General features: G+C 58.4%; 13 protein-coding genes and 1 pseudogene. 6 read left to right on the forward strand and 8 right to left on the reverse strand.

What is annotated here, in order from left to right:
- Window positions 1–21: 21 nt before the first annotated feature.
- Both B7L09_RS04280 and B7L09_RS04285 read right to left on the reverse strand, forming a co-directional pair.
- The gene (locus tag B7L09_RS04280; protein ID WP_094467868.1) at window positions 22–909 is read right to left on the reverse strand and encodes a universal stress protein; all 888 of its coding nucleotides are present in this window, start codon (window positions 907–909) and stop codon (window positions 22–24) included.
- Window positions 910–961: 52 nt separating this feature from the next.
- Entirely contained in the window at window positions 962–3,334 is a 2,373-nt protein-coding gene (locus tag B7L09_RS04285) for a phosphoketolase family protein (RefSeq protein ID WP_094467869.1), read from the reverse strand.
- Between the two features lie 253 nt (window positions 3,335–3,587).
- Here B7L09_RS04285 and fnr point away from each other — a divergent pair, with 253 nt between their 5' ends.
- Together fnr and B7L09_RS04295 are read left to right on the forward strand one after the other, a co-directional pair.
- Complete coding sequence (gene fnr / locus B7L09_RS04290; protein WP_094467870.1) at window positions 3,588–4,331, forward strand: fumarate/nitrate reduction transcriptional regulator Fnr; 744 nt, start codon at window positions 3,588–3,590, stop codon at window positions 4,329–4,331.
- A 23-nt stretch (window positions 4,332–4,354) separates the two neighbouring features.
- Window positions 4,355–5,338: a zinc-dependent alcohol dehydrogenase family protein gene (locus tag B7L09_RS04295; protein WP_094467871.1), complete on the forward strand. Its 984-nt coding sequence runs from the start codon at window positions 4,355–4,357 to the stop codon at window positions 5,336–5,338.
- On the opposite strand, the gene B7L09_RS04300 is transcribed toward B7L09_RS04295, so the two are convergent.
- On the reverse strand, window positions 5,328–6,239 hold the full coding sequence (locus B7L09_RS04300) for a universal stress protein (RefSeq protein WP_094467872.1): 912 nt from the start codon (window positions 6,237–6,239) through the stop codon (window positions 5,328–5,330). The genes B7L09_RS04295 and B7L09_RS04300 overlap by 11 nt on opposite strands.
- 228 nt (window positions 6,240–6,467) lie before the next feature.
- Between B7L09_RS04300 and B7L09_RS04305 the strand changes: the two genes are divergently transcribed.
- Window positions 6,468–7,031 carry a GNAT family N-acetyltransferase gene (locus B7L09_RS04305; RefSeq protein WP_094467873.1) on the forward strand — a complete coding sequence of 188 codons (564 nt, stop codon included), beginning with the start codon at window positions 6,468–6,470 and terminating at the stop codon, window positions 7,029–7,031.
- A 53-nt stretch (window positions 7,032–7,084) separates the two neighbouring features.
- On the opposite strand, the gene B7L09_RS04310 is transcribed toward B7L09_RS04305, so the two are convergent.
- Window positions 7,085–8,008 carry a universal stress protein gene (locus tag B7L09_RS04310; RefSeq protein WP_094467874.1) on the reverse strand — a complete coding sequence of 308 codons (924 nt, stop codon included), beginning with the start codon at window positions 8,006–8,008 and terminating at the stop codon, window positions 7,085–7,087.
- A gap of 212 nt (window positions 8,009–8,220) precedes the next feature.
- Between B7L09_RS04310 and B7L09_RS04315 the strand changes: the two are divergent.
- Window positions 8,221–9,030: pseudogene (locus B7L09_RS04315) on the forward strand (diguanylate cyclase domain-containing protein); the annotation flags it as partial.
- A 107-nt stretch (window positions 9,031–9,137) separates the two neighbouring features.
- Here B7L09_RS04315 and B7L09_RS04320 read toward each other — a convergent pair.
- Window positions 9,138–10,379 (reverse strand): MgtC/SapB family protein, encoded by a 1,242-nt coding sequence (locus B7L09_RS04320; RefSeq protein WP_094467875.1) that lies wholly within the window; start codon window positions 10,377–10,379, stop codon window positions 9,138–9,140.
- A gap of 274 nt (window positions 10,380–10,653) precedes the next feature.
- Here B7L09_RS04320 and B7L09_RS04325 point away from each other — a divergent pair, with 274 nt between their 5' ends.
- Window positions 10,654–11,580 carry a universal stress protein gene (locus B7L09_RS04325; protein ID WP_094467876.1) on the forward strand — a complete coding sequence of 309 codons (927 nt, stop codon included), beginning with the start codon at window positions 10,654–10,656 and terminating at the stop codon, window positions 11,578–11,580.
- Between the two features lie 70 nt (window positions 11,581–11,650).
- Here the strand turns inward: B7L09_RS04325 and B7L09_RS04330 are convergent, their stop codons facing one another.
- Entirely contained in the window at window positions 11,651–13,009 is a 1,359-nt protein-coding gene (locus B7L09_RS04330) for an MATE family efflux transporter (protein WP_094467877.1), read from the reverse strand.
- A 414-nt stretch (window positions 13,010–13,423) separates the two neighbouring features.
- Here B7L09_RS04330 and B7L09_RS04335 point away from each other — a divergent pair, with 414 nt between their 5' ends.
- Entirely contained in the window at window positions 13,424–15,391 is a 1,968-nt protein-coding gene (locus B7L09_RS04335) for an alkyl/aryl-sulfatase (protein WP_042932148.1), read from the forward strand.
- Window positions 15,392–15,700: 309 nt separating this feature from the next.
- Here the strand turns inward: B7L09_RS04335 and B7L09_RS04345 are convergent, their stop codons facing one another.
- Window positions 15,701–15,943: a hypothetical protein gene (locus B7L09_RS04345; protein ID WP_010459294.1), complete on the reverse strand. Its 243-nt coding sequence runs from the start codon at window positions 15,941–15,943 to the stop codon at window positions 15,701–15,703.
- 1,032 nt (window positions 15,944–16,975) lie between these two features.
- A complete protein-coding gene (locus B7L09_RS04355; RefSeq protein WP_231990975.1) occupies window positions 16,976–18,163 on the reverse strand; it encodes a hypothetical protein in 1,188 nt (395 codons plus the stop codon).
- Between the last annotated feature and the right edge of the window lie 397 nt (window positions 18,164–18,560).

Raw genomic sequence — 18,560 nt, forward strand, 5'->3', positions numbered from 1 at the left:
TCAACCTGGTCTCGATACCGTCTAGACCGCCAGCACGTTGCACGGCACCTGATACAAAATATGCTCGGTGGTGCTGCCCAGAAGCTTGTCGACGCCGGAGGACTGGACCTTGCCCATCACGATCACATCCACCTCGTGTTCGTGGGCAAATTCACTCAATGCCTGGACCGGATGGCCGGACACCCTGTGGCAACGATCCGCCGGCACACCGTATTGGCCGGCGAGTTTCTCGAAGGCTTGCTGCAGGTCCTTGCGCAGCGCTTTGGTCAAGTCCGCCAGGGTCAATCCATCCATGTCCGCCAGAAAAGCCGCCGAAATGTCACAGGCGTACAGCAAATGCAATTCGGCATCGCACTGGATGGCGAGGCTGGTGGCCTGACTGATGATTCGGTCGTTCAGTGTGTTGTCGGGGGACTCGGTGTCGAACACTTCCACCGCGGCCACGATCTTGCGCGGCCAGCCGTCGCCATCCCCCCCGCCCACCAGATAGACCGGCATCGGACAGTGGCGCAGCAAGTACCAATCCAGTGGCGTGAAAAAGACGCGTTTGAGCGCTGATTCGTGCTGCACCTGCTTGATCAACAGATCGGGCTGCATTTCCGTGACGTGATCGAGGATGTCTTGCTCCATATCCTCGGCCCAGGCCACCTCCGTGGTCACATCGATGCCCTCGCCGCGCAGCGTCTCGGCCTGCGCCTGGAGCCAGTCGCGATGGTCCTGGAAGTAGCGCTGACGAGCCATTTCCCGATCTCCTTCCTCCAGCAGCGACAACAATTTGAACGAAGGAATGAAGGCGGCGATATGCAGGCTCGCGCCGCTGGCCTTGGCCAATGCCGCCGCATGTTTGATCGCTGCGGAATGGCGCAGGGCCGGGTTGATGATGAGTAACAAGCGTTGATACTGGCTCATGATGTGACTCCCGTCAGGTGGACATTCGACACGCACCCCGGCGCGGCAAGACTCAGGGATTTGCCGGCGTCCATTGCCAGTTCAGCACCTCGGGCAGGTCTTGCCCGTGCTCGATGAGGTAGAGCTTGTGCCGCTCCATCGTCGACCAGTAGCGCGACCGCGCGGTTTGCAGCTGATCGCGCAGCCGCGGCACCCGCTCGACAACGTCCAGCGCCAATTGATATCGATCCAGATTGTTGATCACCGCCATATCGAACGGGGTGGTGGTCGCCCCCTCCTCCTTGAAGCCACGGACGTGGAAATTGTCATGATTGGTGCGTTTGTAGAGCAGACGGTGGATCAGCGCCGGGTAACCGTGGAAGGCGAAAATCACCGGTTTGTCGACGGTGAACAGCGCATCAAACGCCGAGTCCGACAACCCATGGGGATGCTGGAAGGACGGCTGCAATACCATCAGGTCGACCACATTGACCACCCTCACCCGCAAGTCCGGCACGTACTCGCGCAACAGGGTCACGGCGGCCAGGGTTTCCAGGGTCGGCACGTCACCGGCGCAGGCCATGACCACGTCCGGGTCGTCATCGTTCTGGCTGGCCCACCCCCAGCGACCAATGCCGGCCTGGCAATGGCAAATGGCGGCATCGATGTCCAGCCACTGCCATTCCGGTTGTTTGCCGGCGACGATGACGTTGATGTAATTGCAGCTCTTGAGGCAATGGTCAGCCACCGACAACAGGCAATTGGCGTCGGGCGGCAGGTAGATGCGCACCACGTCCGATTTTTTGTTCGCCACCAGGTCGATGAAGCCCGGATCCTGGTGGGAGAAGCCGTTATGGTCCTGGCGCCAGACATGGGAAGTGAGCAAATAATTGAGCGAGGCAATGGGTTTGCGCCATGGCACTTCGCTGGCAGTTTTCAGCCATTTGGCGTGCTGGTTGACCATCGAATCGACGATATGGATGAACGCCTCGTAACAGGACAGCAGACCATGACGCCCGGTCAGCAAATAGCCTTCGAGCCAGCCCTCGCACACCTGTTCGCTGAGGATTTCCATGACCCGGCCATCGGCGGCCAAATGGTTGTCGTCCGCCTCCAGTGGCGCCATCCACGTCTTGGCGCTGACCTCGTAGACCGCGTCCAGCCGGTTCGAGGCGGTTTCATCCGGGCCGAACAAGCGAAAGTTGCTCGAGGCCAGGTTGTTTTTCATCACATCGCGCAAAAACGTGCCCATGACTCGCGTGGCCTCGGCGCGCAAGCTGCCAGGAGCTTCGAGTTTCACCGCGTAATCGGCAAATCGCGGCAGGTTCAGCGGCCGCAACAACGCCCCGCCGTTGGCGTGGGGGTTGGCACTCATGCGCCGATGCCCGGTCGGTGCCAGCGCAGCGATGTCAGGCAGCAACGCGCCATCGGCATCAAATAGCTCATCGGGACGGTAACTGTTGAGCCATTCCTCCAGTTGCCGCAGATGAGTCGGTTGCTGGAAATCGGCCAAGGGCACCTGATGCGCACGCCAGGTGCCTTCGACACGATGGCCATCGACGAACTTCGGCCCGGTCCAGCCTTTGGGCGTACGCAACACCAACATCGGCCAAAGCGGCCGCTCTGGCGCCCCGGATGGTCGAGGCTGGCGCGCTTCGCGCTGGATCTCGCGGATTTTCAGCACCATCGTCTCCAGCGTCCGGGCCAGGGCCTGATGGACCTGCGCCGGCTCATCGCCTTCAACGAAATACGGGGCGTAGCCATAGCCATACATCAGGGCCGACAGCTCATCCTCGCTGATGCGGGCCAGCACTGTCGGGTTCGCAATTTTGTAACCATTGAGGTGCAGGATCGGCAATACCGCACCGTCACGCGCCGGGTTGAGAAACTTGTTGGAGTGCCAGCTCGCCGCCAGCGTGCCGGTTTCGGCTTCACCGTCGCCAATCACGCAGGCGACGATCAAATCGGGATTATCGAACGCCGCGCCATAGGCGTGGGCCAGGCTGTAACCGAGTTCACCGCCTTCATGGATCGAACCGGGAATCTGCGCCGACACATGGCTGGAGATTCCGTAAGGCCAGGAAAACTGCCGGAACAGGCGAACCAGGCCGTTGGTATTGCGCTCCACCGAGGGATAACACTCGGTATAGGTGCCTTCCAGGTAAGTCTGAGCCACCACGGCGGGGCCGCCATGGCCAGGGCCGGCCACGAACAGCATGTTCAAGTCGTACTGATTGATCAGCCGGTTGAGGTGCGTATAGATCAGGTTCAGCCCCGGCGTTGTGCCCCAGTGACCGAGCAAGCGTGGCTTGATGTGCGCCAGGGTCAGCGGCTCGTGCAGCAGCGGGTTGCCCTTGAGGTAAATCTGCCCGACGGCCAGGTAATTGGAGGCCCGCCAATAGGCGTCCAGCCCTTCCAATTGCTCATCACTGAGGAAATCGCTCATGAAGTTCTCCGTAAAAGATCCGACCGGCCGGCAATCCTTGATCAATTCTGGGAGCCTGGAACGCTCGGGACTTGATTTACATCAAGTGTCACCGTCTGCGCACAAGTTGAATGGCGCTGGAATGCGGTGAAGATCAAACAGCAGGGAGCGGCTTTCCCCGTTTGTCGATTACCCCGTCAAACGCTTGAATGAAACTTCCTCGCGATGGCTCACCAACTATGCTTAAACCACTCCCAGATGGCGTCCGCCCCCCATGCATGAAACTCGTCCCCTGCAAGTTCATTACCTCAAGGCTGCGTGTTCCAGCTGCAGTGTGTTGGAGCTGTGTCTTCCCATTGGCATGACCGGAGCGGAGGTTGAACGGCTCGATACGCTGATCGTGCAACGCTTCAAGGTCAAAAAGGGCGCCGCGCTGTACCGCACCGGCGACCCTCTGCGTTCGCTTTACGCGGTGCGTATCGGCTCATTCAAGACCTGTGTGGTGTCCGTCGATGGCCGTGAACAAGTCACCGGTTTTCACATACCCGGCGAAATGCTCGGTCTGGACGCCATCAGTGCCGATGAGCACGCTTGCACGGCGTTTGCCCTGGAGGACAGCGAAGTCTGCCCCATTCACTTTGCGCAGCTGGAAAAACTGGCGCAAACCCTGCCGTCGTTGCAGCACAACCTCAACCGGCTGCTGAGCCGTGAAATCGTGCGTGATCACAGCATGCTGATGTTGATGGGCAACATGAACTCTGATGAGCGCCTGGCGGCGTTTCTGCTGAACCTGTCCCAACGGTTCAGCATCCGTGGCTATTCATCCAAAGAGTTCGTGCTGAAAATGCGTCGCGATGAAATCGGTTCCTATCTTGGGCTACGCCTGGAAACCATCTGCCGGGGCATTGCGCACCTGCGGGACCAGGGGCTGGTGGAAATCGCCGGCCGCGACGTCAAGATCCAAGACATGGAAGGACTCAAGCAAATGGTCGCCGGCTGTCATCGCCAACCTCGCTGATTTCGCCCGCCTGGAGCTTCGTCATGCGCGCCATGGTTCTGTCTATGCCCGGCCAGCCGTTGCAATTGCAAGAACGCGCCATCCCAATACCCGGCCCACACCAACTGCTGCTTAAGGTGCTCGCCTGCGGCGTGTGCCGCACCGACCTGCACCTGGTGGACGGCGAGTTGCCGCAAGCCGTGCTGCCACGGGTGCCCGGCCATGAAATCGTCGGCGAGGTCACGGCGGTGGGCAGCGAAGTTACGCCCGACTGGATTGGCCGGCGGGTCGGCGTTCCGTGGCTGGGCTGGACCTGCGGTCAATGCGCGTTTTGTACCTCGGGCCGGGAAAACCTTTGCGACCACGCGCAGTTCACCGGTTGTCACCTGGACGGCGGTTATGCCGAGTACACCGTGGCCGACCAGCGTTTCTGTTTCCCCATTCCCGAGGTGCTCTCGGACCTCCAGGCCGCGCCGCTGCTGTGTGCGGGGCTGATCGGTTTCCGGGCGCTGCAAATGGCCAAGGGCGCTCGGCACCTGGGCCTTTATGGCTTCGGGGCCGCCGCGCATCTGGCGATTCAGGTGGCGCGGGGCCGGGGTCAACGGGTATCGGCCTTCACTCGACCTGAGGACAGCGAAGGCCAGGCCTATGCCCGATCACTGGGCGCGGAATGGGCCGGCCCTTCGGACCAGCCTCCGCCGCACCTGCTCGATGCCAGCCTGATCTTCGCCCCCGTCGGCGCGCTGGTGCCGCAGGCGCTGGCCGTCACCGTCAAGGGTGGCTGCGTGATTTGCGCCGGCATCCACATGAGCGACATCCCCGCCTTCCCCTATCGACTGCTGTGGGGTGAACGCAGCGTCCGTTCGGTGGCCAACCTGACCCGTGAAGACGGCACCGCGTTTTTCGAAGAACTGCAACACACGCCGGTGCATTGCGACGTCACCCGTTTTGCCCTGGAAGACGCCAACCAGGCGCTCGCGTGTTTGCGGGCCGGGCAGTTCAAAGGCGCCATCGTGCTCACCCCCTGACGTTCGACCTGACGGCCAGAATGCTGCCCGGCACCGAGTACAGCGCCCGCTCGGTGTTACTGCCGATCAACCGGTCGATCCCCACCCGGTGCTCCGTGCCCATCACCACCACATCCGCCAGGTAGTGCTCGACGAATTCACTGATCACCGGCACGGGCAGGCCCATCACGAAATGCCGCCGCTCTGGCGGTACACCGTAGCGGTCCGCCAGGGTGACAAAGGCCTGGTGCAAGGATTGGCGCAGCTCCTCGATGAAGTCCACGCCCCAGCCACCGCCAGCCAGCGGCGCGTCGCCGTTGAACGCCGGTGACAAGTCGTAGGCGTAAAGCAGGTGCAACGGAGCGTCGCATTGCAACGCCAGGGCGTTCGCGGTCTGGATGATGGTGTCATTCAAGCCGTTGATTTGCGTTGAAGGGTCGAACGGGTCCACCGCCGCCACGACCCGGTGCGGCAGGCCGTAACGCGTCTGGTTGACCAGATGCACGGGGACCGGGCACTCGCGCAGCAAGTGGCAATCGAGCGGTGTGATGAATACCCGTTTGAGCAACGGTTCGAGGGTGACGTCCTTGATCAGCAGATCCGGCTTGAAGTCTTCGACCGTTCGCAGAATATCCAGCAGCGGATGGGTGGTGAACACCACCTCGACCGTTGCGTCGAGCCCCATCTCGTTGAGCCGTTCGACTTCATCGGCGGCCCAGCGACGGTAGCGGCGCAAATAACCCTGATAGCGTGCGTCGTCGATTTTGTCTTCCCACACATGCACCACCGGCGCCGGCTCGACAAAGGCCCGCACCGCCAGTTCGGCCCCGCTCGCCCTGGCCAGCGCGACGGCGCGCAACATGGCGGGGGACTGATGCAGGGTTTGGTCGGCGATCAGCAACAAACGTTGATATTGGCCCATCACACACCTCGGCTCGACACCGGTCATCAAACGCCGGCAAGTGTCCAAGACTGCGCTCCTCGCCCCCTCCTCTCGCTTGATTTACATCAAACATGAGCCAATCAACGCCTGCCGTCGCGACTCTCTGATCCAGATCAGATTCCAGCGCCGCCAACGGCGTAGAAAGGAAGTCACCGAACGGCTCGCCATCGTGCCGCCCACCTTTCAAACCGGATGGAGGAACACACCATGCTGACTGTCAAAGACCACAATGACCGAGCCGCTGCCGCCTACGCCGCAGTCACCGGCAAATACTGGATCGAAGCGCTCAAGGACGGGCGTCATATTCTGATCCGGCCGCTGGCGGAAAAAGACCGCGAGCGTGAACTCGCCTTCATCAAGCGGTTATCCCCCGAGTCCCGGCACATGCGCTTCCTCGCCCAGATCAACGAGCCCGGCACCGCCTTGCTCGACCAACTGATGGACACCGACAACAAACAGCGTTCGGCCTACATTGCGCTGGTCCACGAAAATGGCCAACTGATCGAAATCGGCGTCAGCCGCTACGCCGCCACGGGCGAACATGAATGTGAATGCGCCGTGACCGTCGCCGATGAATGGACGCACTTGGGCCTGGGCAGCTTGTTGATGGAGCATTTGATCAAGGCCGCACGCAAGAACGGTTTCCGCCAGATGTATTCGGTGGATGCCTCCAGCAATGCGCCGATGCGCGACCTGGCCAAAGCGCTGGGTTTCGAGACGCACAATGACCCCGATGACACCCGTCAGGTCATTCACCGCCTCTACCTGTAAAAAATCGCCCCGCGATGCACCGGCCAACGGTTCATCGCGAGGCGATCCAGTCTTCAGGATTGCAAAACCCGGCCCGGTTTGATGGCCAATACGCTGCAAGGCGCCCGATGCAAGAGCTGTTCGGCAGTGGTTCCCAACAGTTTTTTCAGGCCTCTATGCTGTACGGTTCCCATCACGATGACATCGGTATGGTGATCGGCGGCAAAATCACAAATGCTCGTCAGCGGCGCGCCTTCAATGAAGTGGCGATTGTCCGGCGCTACGCCATGGCGTTCGGCAATCGCCGCAAACGCTTCGTGCTGGGCACTGCCCAGGGTTTCGTATATCCCGACGGCCAATGGCAGCGCGCCATAGCCCATGTCTTGGGCGTATACGGCCGTCCAGTCATACACGTGGACCAGCTCAAGCCTGGCATCACACTGGTCGGCCAACTTCACAGCGGCGTCGATGATCTGGTCGTTGAACACGTGGTCCTGGTCTTCGCTGCGCAACACATCGATGATGGCCAGCACGTTATGCGGCTTGGGGTTGAGGGCGTTGGTCACCAAGTGCACCGGCACCGGGCAATCGCGCAGCAACTGCCAGTCCAGCGGCGTGAAAAATACGCGCTTCAAGGCTGACTCTTCCTGCGCATCCTTGATGATCAGCGCCAAGGGCATCTCGTTGACGAAATGCAGGATCTCCTCATACGGATGCTGCACCCAGACCACCTCGCTGGTGACCTCGACGCCGTGCTTGCTCATCAGCGCGGCTTGCTCGACGAGCCATTGCCGATGGGTTTGCAAATACCCGTCCCGGGCCAGGCTGATCTGTTCCGGGGCAAACAACCCCGCCACCGCCAGGGCCTGCAAATAATCAAAGGCGACGATGTGCAACGGCATTTGCATGGCCAGCGCCAACGCGGCGGCACGGTCGAAGGCCGGCGTGCGGGTCATGGCTGGGGGAGCGATCAACAGTAAACGCTGAATCTGCGACATGGGGCACCTCGGCACGTGGCCATCGGGATGGGAGTGAACAGACGCTCAGAGTGAGCGTTCCGGGTTCCGGCGACTTGATCTTTGTCAGCTACCGGGCAAGACGTGCGGTCAGAGCAACAGAAGAAAAGTTGATTTTGATCAACAGATTCCCGGTCCCTTCCTCTTAGCCTGAATCAAGGCCTGATGCGTCCAGGGCTACATGGGAGGGGGCAATGATCGAATATGACCAGCAGGTGTTGGCAAGAGCATGGGACGCTGCGACTAACCCGGTGTTGATCACCGAGCGCACGGGATGCATCGTCTGGATCAATAATGCGTTCTGCCGCTTGAGCGGCTATTCCAAGCCGGAACTGGTGGGGAAAACCCCGCACCTGCTGTCTTCGGGTCGACAAAGTTCCACCTTCTACCGTGACCTGTGGCTGACGATTCTGGCGGGCCTGCCCTGGCAGGGCGAAATGGTCGAGCGACGCAAGGACGGCGCCAGCTGCACGGTCAATCAGATCATCACCCCCGTGCTCGACCCTCATGGCGTGGTGACGCATTTCATCGCCATCCTGCACAATTTCAAGGTCACGGATGAAGAACGCGCCAACATGCAGCAACTGGCGTTCCATGACGCCCTGACTGGATTGCCCAACCGCAGTCTGTTTCTGAACCTGCTCAATCAGGCGATCAACCATGCCACCAAACACCAGCAGCCACTGGCGTTGATGTTTATCGACCTGGACCACTTCAAATCGGTCAACGACACGTTGGGACACGCCTGTGGCGACAAGCTGCTGGTGGCCGTCGCCGAGCGCCTGGGCCAGTCCGTGCGCAGGTCTGACGTGGTCGCACGCTTGAGTGGCGACGAGTTCGCAATCCTGATCACGTGCATGGAACAAGCCGACCAGCTTGAAGCCCTGGCCAACAAGCTGATCGCCGCGATCGGTGAGCCGTTCATGATCGATGCGCACCGCGTCAACACGGCCATCAGCGTCGGGATCAGCCTGTTTCCTGCCAATGGCGCGAGTGTCGAAGACCTGCTCGAACAGGCTGACGGGGCCATGTACCTGGCCAAGCACGCTCAGAGTGAGCGTTCCGGGTTCCGGCGACTTGATCTTTGTCAGCTACCGGGCAAGACGTGCGGTCAGAGCAACAGAAGGCCCGCCCACATCGCCAGCGTCAGCAACACCTGGCCGGGCACCACATACACGGCGAACCGGCGCCCGCCGCTGACCCAGGCCACCACGCATTTGCTCAGGGAATTGCTGCTGACCGCGAGCAGCACAGGCGCGGAAATGGCATCAAACGGCAACAGCCCGGACTTGGCCAGGGCTGCAATCGAGGCCGTCGAGGCATGCGCATCGGCGAAACCGGTGAAGGCGGCCGTCAGCATCATCCCCACCTCGCCGAAGTAGCTGAGCATCATCGACGACAGGAACGTAATACAGGTCAAGGTCAACGTGACGACCACGGCCAGCTTGAGGTTGAAGGCCCCACCGACCTTGATCGGCTGGCTGGCGCCGGTCGCCGGCTTGTGAAACATCAGGCTCAGGCCATAGAGCGCAGTGGCGGCGAGCCCGCACAACAGCGGCCCCCACAGGTGACGCAACAGATCGGGGTCAACCGCCCCCAGGATCAGGCCGACCTGCGTGAAGGTGGCCAGGTTGGACAATATCGCCGCCGCGCTGAGGGTCTTGATGTTACCGGGCTCCTTGCTGACCAGGTGCCCCATCGCGGCGATGGTCACGGTGCTGGAAGCAAAACCGGAGGCGATGGCACTGAGCGCATAGCCGTAACGGCTGCCGAGCGTTCGGACGGCAATATGACCCACCGCGCCTATTGCCATCAGCAGCACGGTCAAGGTGCAAATGGTCCGCAGATTGATCGCCGAATAGGGGCCGATGAAGCGGTCCGGCGCCAACGGCAGCACCACCAACGCAGCCACCAGCAGAACCAAACCGTCGCGCAGTTCCGCTTCGGTCAATTGACTGCGCGCAAAGTGGTGCAACTTCTGCCGATACGCCAGCAACCCCGCCATCACCACGCCGATGGCAATGGCCAGCTCCGGCGCGGTGACGCACAACGCGCCCAGTACCAACACCGTGAGCAAGGCCACTTCGCTGGTCACTCCGGGGTCATCGCTCAAGCTGCGCCAGTACGCCACGGTGACCAGCAACGCCACACAGGTGGCCATGATCCCCAACAGCAGGCCACCGCCCACTTGCATCGCGCCATACCCCAGCAACGCGGTAATCGCGAACGTGCGCAAACCGGCGCAGGCACGGCTGTCCCCTCGCCCCTTGTGCCGTTCGCGTTCAAGACCGATGAGCATGCCGATCCCCAGCGCAGCCGCCGCGCCGGCCATGCCGCCGAGGGTTTCATTCATTGGACTCTCAATCCGGCCAGGCCGGGGGGACCTGCATTCAGTTGACGCGAGCGTGCGCCGAACCGTTCATGCCCAGGTTGATCATGATCAACCTCTTCGAGTATGGCCCAGGCGACCACATGGCGTCCGCTCCCGCGCTGGCACGCGCATGTTTGACAAAGATCAAGCGCCCCCTCCCGGCGGTCCGCCAATATGGGCCTCAGGTAAACGCTCCAGCCAACCCTCGCGGCCATTTCAGGCCAGCGTCTGAGTGAAGACCCCAGGGAGAATTGTCATGACTGAACAATCACGCTTCATGCTTATCGCCTCGCCCCTGATGGAAAACAGCCCCGCCTTCGACCGGGCCGCCGCGCTGGCCAAGGCAGAAGACGCGGCGCTGCACATCGTCGCGTTCGACTTCCTGGAAGGCCTGGCCACCGCCAGCCTGGTCAACCGGGACGCCCTGGAGCAGATGCGCCTCGGGTACGTCGAGCGCCATCGCCAGTGGCTGGAAGAACAGGCCCGCCCCTTGCGCAAAATCGGCGTGACCGTCACCACGGAAGTGGTCTGGGTCGAACGTCCGTTGCAGGAAATCCTGATCCACCTCAAAGAGCAGCCGATGGCCCTGGTGATCAAGGCACTGGAACACGAATCGCTGCTGTCGCGGATGTTGTTCACGCCGCTGGACATCCACCTGCTGCGCGAATGCCCGGTGCCGCTGCATTTTGTCAGCAACGTGCAACACGCCTTGCCGCGCCGGATCGTCGCGGCGGTCGACCCGTTCCATCGCGATGGCCAATATGAAGGCTTCAATGACCGCATCCTGCATGAAGCGGTGAAGCTGGGCACGGCCTGCAACGCTCAGGTCGACGTGGTGTACGCCTATGACCTGTCGTCCATCGGCGCCGATGAATTCGGCTTCGGCGACGCCACCAAATTCTTCTCCTCGACCACCGCCAAAACCCTGTTCGACGCGCAGGGCGAAACCTTCAACGCGCTGGCCGAACGCAACGGTATCCCGCCGGAACAGCGGCACATGGTGATGGGCAACCCGGCCAAAGTCCTGGCCAGTTACGCCGATGCCTACAACGTCGACGTGATCGTCATGGGCCGGGTTGGCCACCACGGCATCGGCCGGCTGATCGGCAGCACGGTGGAACACCTGCTGTACAAAATGCCCTGCAGCGTGTGGGTGGTATCGCCGGAAATCCTCGAGGAATAAGCAACGACCGCGCACCATCCAAAAAAATGGGCCGCCGTTTGCACGGCAGCCCATTTTTTATGGCACGGCGCTACACCAACCGCTCAATCGCCTGATGCTTCCAGACCCTTTTGTAATACGCCGTCTGCAACACCAGCATGCCCAGGTACGCCACGGGAAAGGCCATCCACACACCCTGCAACCCAAACTGCCCGTCCAGCACATACGCCACCGGCAGCTGCACGCCGACCACGCAGAAAATCGAAATCGCCATCGGCACCAGCACCGAACCACTGGCGCGCATGATGCCGCCGACAATCGCCTGGAAGCCAAACACCAACAGGCTCCAGAGCATGATGTGCAACAGATGCTCCGCCATCGCCCGGGTCGAATCCTCGGTGAGAAACAACCCCAGCAACCAGTGCGACAGCAAATAACCCAACACCACCAGGCCGCCGGTCAGGCACACATTGATCAACAGCCCCGTGCGCAAAATCGGCCCCATGCGCTCAAGCCGCCCTGCCCCGATCGCCTGTGCGCCGAGGATCGATGCGGTAATCGCAATCGACAACGCCGGGAATTGCACATAGTTGACGATCTGCGTTACCGCCCCATACGCCGCCGTCGCCTGCGAACCGTGCTGATTCACCAGCGCCAGAATCACCAACTCCGACACCGACAACACCACCATCTGCAACCCGGTCGGCAAACCGATGCGCAACACCTTGCCGAGAATCACCAGGTCCAGGCGCATCGCCGCAAACATCTCCCGATCCGGCGCCAACGGATGCCCCTTGCGAATCAAGCGCCACGCCAACCACCCCATCGCCGACAAATTCCCCGCCAGCCCGGCATACGCCGCACTCTGAATCCCCATCATCGGCAACCCGAACCACCCCCGAATCAACGTCGGCGTCAGCGCCAACCCGATGCACGTCGACACCACCAACGCAATTAACGGCGACACCGTATCGCTCACCCCGCGCAACAGCTGAGTGAACAGCACGTAGACCAGCAGCGACGGCATGATCCACATCATCACGTGGGCGTAAGACACGGCGTCGTCGAGCACATCGGCCGGGGTTCCCAACCCCTGCAACGCTGGCCTTGCGAAGACGCTGCCCAATATCGCCGCTACCAGACCGATCATTGCGCCCAAGAGCAGCGTGGTGCCGGCGATGGTTTTCACCAGGTGCGGCTCGCGTGCGCCCCAGGCTTGGCCGATGAGAACGCCGGCACCCGCGCCCAGGCCGATGACCAAGGCGATGAAGAAGAAGACGATGGGGAACATGCCCGAAACGGCCGCCAGGGCTTGGGTGCCGAGCATTTGGCCGATGTAGATGCTGTTGATGGTGCCCGACATGGATTGGAGGAAATTGGAGAGGACCATGGGGGCGAGGAAAAGGAGGTAGGTTTTCCAGAGGGCGTGTTGGGTGGTTGGGGTTTGCATTGAGGGTCCGTCTCGGGTGTGGGCTGGGGCTTGGCGAATTCTAAGCTAGGGAGCTGACGCCAACGCGCCCCCATTTCGAAGAGTGAGTATGGACGATGTCAGCTGTCGGCCAAAAGCAGTCATCGAGTGCTTAGGAAAGCCGAGACAACTGACTATGGGCGTTTGATTGCTGTTACAGGTGCTCTGCTAGCAACTCTGCAGGCCTTGGCGTCGTAATACTCCAAGGGTAAACACAATAAATGCGGACCAGGGTGCGGAGCTAGAGTATCGAGTCAGTGGAGCACCGTCGCACAGCCCCCAATGCGCCATGCAGCCACCCTGTTATGACCTGCGTTTTTCATTTCTTTGTACGAAATTATTCCCGACGTCAGAAGCTGTTTCGGGAGTGTGCTTGCAAACATGAGGAGACACGACATGCTAGCTCTGCTTCCCAGACAAATAGTACTCGCGGTGTTATCGAGTTGCGTGGTAATCGGCGCGGTGCAGGCCGCACCTAACGACGCCACCGATGCAACTCGAAAAGCCAACGATGCTTTGCTCAGCTATTTGCCCTTTGCCAATAAACAAGACTTCGACGATGCGAACCACGGCTTCGTTGCCGATTTACCCAGTCCTGTGATCAAGGGCGATGCGGGCAATACCGTTATCGACTTGTCTCAGTACGACTTTCTCAAGCAAGAAGGCCCGACACCGGCCACCGTCAACCCGAGTCTGTGGCGGCAATCGCAGTTGCTGACGATTCGAGGGTTGTTCAAAGTGGTGGATGGCATCTACCAGGTACGCAATATCGATCTGGCCAACATCACCTTCATCCGTGGCAAGACTGGCTGGATCGTCATTGATCCACTGACTTCGGCGGAAACAGCCAAAGCGGCGCTGGGGCTGGTCAATGACAAAGTTGAAAAACTACCAGTGTCTGCCGTGATATTTACTCACTCGCATGTTGACCACTTCGCTGGCGTGCGCGCGATGGTCGACGACGCCGATGTGAAGTCCGGCAAAGTGCCGCTGATCGCCCCTGAAGGCTTTATGGAAGAAGCGGTCAGTGAAAATGTGTTTGCCGGCACCGCGATGAGCCGTCGCGCTTCTTACATGTACGGCAATCTGTTGCCAAAGGACCCCAAAGGTACGGTCAGTGGTGGCTTGGGTATAACCACAGCAGCAGGCACCATCACCCTGCTCGAACCGAACAAACTGATCGAGAAAACCGGAGAAACACTCACCGTCGACGGGATCGAGGTGGTGTTCCAAATGGCGCCCGGCACAGAAGCTCCGGCTGAAATGCTGTTCTACTTCCCGCAATTCAAAGCCATTGACTTGGCCGAGGATGGCAACCACACCTTGCACAACATTCTGACCCTGCGTGGTGCAAAAGTTCGCAGCGCGCAAAAGTGGGCGAGTGCCCTGGGGCAAACCATTGATCTGTGGGGGGCGGATGCCGTGGTGTCGTTCGGTAGCCACCATTGGCCGCAGTGGGGTAATGATCGCGTTGTGCAGCATCTGGAGAAACAGCGCGACCTCTACAAGTACATTAACGATCAGACGCTGCGCATGGCCAACCAGGGCATGACCATGAACGAGATCGCCGAGGCGTTCGTCCTGCCTGACAGCCTGGCGAAAGAGTTCTATAACCGCGGCTACTACGGCAATCTCAAACATAACGTGCGCGCGACCTATCAACTCTACCTGGGCTTCTGGGACGGTAACCCGGCCAACTTCGATCCATTACCACCAACCGATGAGGCTAAGAAGTACGTCGAAATGGTGGGTGCCGACAAGATGGTCAAAACCGCTCAGGATGCCTATGCCCAGGGCGACTACCGCTGGGCGGCGACTGTCGCCAACAAGGTGGTGTTCGCCGATCCGAAGAACCAGGCTGCTCGTTCTGTCGAGGCTGACGCCCTGGAACAGATGGGTTACCAGGCTGAATCGGGGCCTGCGCGAAACTTCTATCTGTCCGGCGCCCAAGAACTGCGTGGGGGCGTCAAGAAAATGGTCACGCCCAACACCAGTTCACCTGACATCATTCGCGGCATGACCACTGAAATGTTTCTCGACTTCCTTGCCATTCACTTGAATGGCCCGAAAGTCGGCGAGAAGTCCTATACGTTCAACCTCAACTTCCCGGACACCAACGCCACGTACGTGTTGACTGTAAAAAACGGCGTCATGAACTACAAAAAAGGCAAGCCATTGGATAAGACCGACGGCACGGTCACTCTTAACCGGACCACCCTCGATGACATCGCCTTGGGCAAACTGAAACTGGGCAACTTATCGGACAGTGGCGAAGTGAAAATCGAAGGCGACAAGGACAAGTTTAAAGACATGCTGACCCATTTCGACAAGTTCGATTTCTGGTTCACCATCGCGGAACCGTAGCGCTTATGCGCTTGGCACTCTGGCAATGGGTTTGATTGGTTTGCCTGATGAATCTCAGAGGGTGCGCTATGTATCGAAGCAGCCACGCTCGCCGACTGAATATTGCTCCATTGATCCTTGTTTTGACCCTATTGGGCAGTAACGCCTGGGCTGGCGGGATCCTGATTTACGAGGCCGGCCAGATGATTCTCAGATTTATTAATAGGGCAGGCAGTCCGCTCTTGGCCGATTTCTACCCGTCGCGAAGGGCAGTCATCGACCCAAAGCGGACGTCGAGGGCGAGCTTCTGAGAATGGTCGATAAGACGATTTACGCGGCAAAAGTAAGCAATCTTGCCTCTTGAGTATCTGCTATGAACGCATTGACTTGCTCTTGCGGATGCGGGGAAAGCTCTGGGTATTCATCTGCAAGGTATTGGATGACCGTATCTTCTTCCCAAGGGCCGAGCGAAGTCATGTAGTCAGGGTACTGATTTTGAATTTCTCTCCATGATTGGTAAGGATGCTTGGAGAGCAACATGACTGTTCGGGTGTAGATAATATGAATCTGCACGAATCTATTTCCGTATGTTGACGGCTGGGAAATCGCCAGGCGAGTTTAAATCCTTTTCAAGATTGCCTTCCTGTCGGCAGCTTTTGCCTGAAGAAAAGTGGTGGGCTGGACGTCCGCTTCTGGCCGTTTTCTGCCTGTCGCGACCGGTTGAATCCACAACCCTTAGCTGCCCTTCGGAGAAGGCGGGTTACGAATAAAAGCAGGCATTATAGATCATTGGCCGTCTTGTGTTTTCAATTCGAACAGTCGGCTTACCTTCTGATCAGTTCGGTGTTCGAAGGACCAGAAATTGAACCAGTACGATCACCCAATAAAGGAAGGTACTGGCACCCAAAAACATCAACATTCGCGCGATGTTGATTTTCAGGGGGGAAGTATATCGAAACCAAGAAAGCCTAACGTTCTGAGCGGTACATTCTGCACACCGGACCACAAGGAGGGCCGGTAAGTCTGCGTTGATGCACATTATCTCAATACCAATTTCCTCCTTGGGGGATAGGTTATCGAAAATCAAAATGTGGCGAGAGTCCTGGTCCGTTTTATGCTCGTAATGTCGGACAGGCCAGATATTTATGTATTGGGGCTTCCAGTTGAACACTAACTCAATTTTGTTAGCGGTCTCTCTTCCAGAATTAATTACCCTGATTGACGCAGTGCATACACGCTGGGTTGTACTAAGAATCTGGCCGTCGGGATCCTTAAGAGGCTCTTGGACTAAAAAGTGGAATGAGTGAGGACTAGTCCACACCAGCTTTGCTTTCGCCTTGAGTCCCGAATTGAGAAGCCAAGTTAGCAATGGCACGATAAGCGAAACGATTTCCTTGCCATAAGCACTTAGAAAATTCATTTTCCCCCCTAATCGAATTAATAATCCTATACCAATTATATTCCAGTGAGACTGAGGTTTGGTTCGCTTATGCCATCATTTGATCTGAGCAACATTTCGTGAAATTAAGTATCCAGCCAGAGGCAGACATTTGGAGTAGAGAAAACCGATTTACCGTCCGTGATGCGGCATAGTGGCGTGATTCTTTAACCCTCTTGAATTCCAAGTGCCATAAGTAGTTTCCCTGGAGAGGCCACCACCTGCGTCCCAAATCGCTTGGGGATCAGCGGCTGCACGACACTGCACATGTATCTGTCAGCTCTGAAATATGAGACGTAAGGAACGTAGAGAGCATGAATTATATCCACGAAATCGCTAGCTTTCATGACCCGTGGGCTTTCTGTAAAGGAGTTCTGAAGCGAGTTGTAAAGTGTGTTGATGCAAACGTGAACTCCAGGGCAAAAATCTTCGATATCCTGCGCGTTATCGCATGCCAACGTCCCGGGGAATACTTGCGTGAGCAAGCGATTTACTATATCGATCATCCCTTGCTGCTTCAATTTTTCCCAGCTTGCGCCGTTTACGCTCCTAATAGCTGCAGGACGATCACTTTCTGGCAAATTGGCCAAGTGTGTTCGCAGTTCCGTTATAGTTTTTTCGCAGCTTTCTAGAAGTTGGCGGGCTGGACGTCTTACCCAATCCACGATAGGGCCCAACTGGTGATGATTGTGGATAAACCATTGAGCCATGTAGTCGGGATCCCGCAAGCTTTCTAGAAAAGCTCTATTGGCTTCTCCCCGTGACGCTCGGCCCAAGACATAATTCTTGAGCACCGTAAAGTCACGAGGTCGCATCGGTACCCTATCGATCAACTCGCTGTAATCTGCCTGGCCAAAGCGTTTTTCAACATCGCTACGAAGTCTGCCGCTATTGTTGGTTGTAGTTGCTTTGACCATCCTCCGCGCTTTCCGATTGAGTGCATGCTTTTCCATTTCCTGCCGTAATTTTCCTGCGACGTCAATCTCATCGATGGGGTTCATGAGTGATCCCAAATCTGGAAACCATTCGCCATTCCTATCAAGGACGGTCACGGATTGGGAGCTTCGCGTGACCAAACGAGAAAGCTCAGCCTTGATTAGTCTGTCAAAGGAAATCAATGTATTACGTCCGCAAAGCTCCACCATCAAACTAGTGCGTTCTACTGCGGCAGTGGCGTACTTCTGATCGAGAGGAGACATCTCTGAGATGTGCGCACCGGAGTATACGAAAAGAACCGTCCTACTGAGCTTAAGCTCTCGAAGGGTTGCCAGCTGCTGCGCTTCAGTCTCAGTGAGTTGAGGTTTGCTCAGCGCGGAGTAATCGCAACTGTCGAGGTAAACGATAGCCGGCTTCATAGTTTGCAATTGTCGACGTCCTTGTTGTTCTAAATTTGCACAAGTGTAGACGATGCACTGGATGGTCGTACTGCCATATGTTTTTCGAATGAGTGCTTTTGGTTACGAACTGCCCGCTGTGAACGGCAGCTTCTGGCCGAGGCTGTGTAAAAACGTTTTTCAGTGCAATTGGAGCCCAGTGTTGGACTGAAAATCGCGTTTCTACGCAAAATCCAGATCGGCCTGAGCAGCCGATAATTCTCAGATTTCGCATAGACGCGCAAACTTCAATTTTGACGAAGCGTTTTTACACACTCTGGGCCGATAGCAGTCGCTCACAGAAGGGATGTAACGGTGGGGGTTGGGGATAGGANCGTNGTGNGTGGGCCAGCACTTTGATGCCTTGCGGGGGTTTGGG

It is taken from the genome of Pseudomonas mandelii, assembly GCF_002251635.1.
In the GTDB taxonomy this organism is placed as follows: Bacteria; Pseudomonadota; Gammaproteobacteria; order Pseudomonadales; family Pseudomonadaceae; genus Aquipseudomonas; species Aquipseudomonas mandelii_B.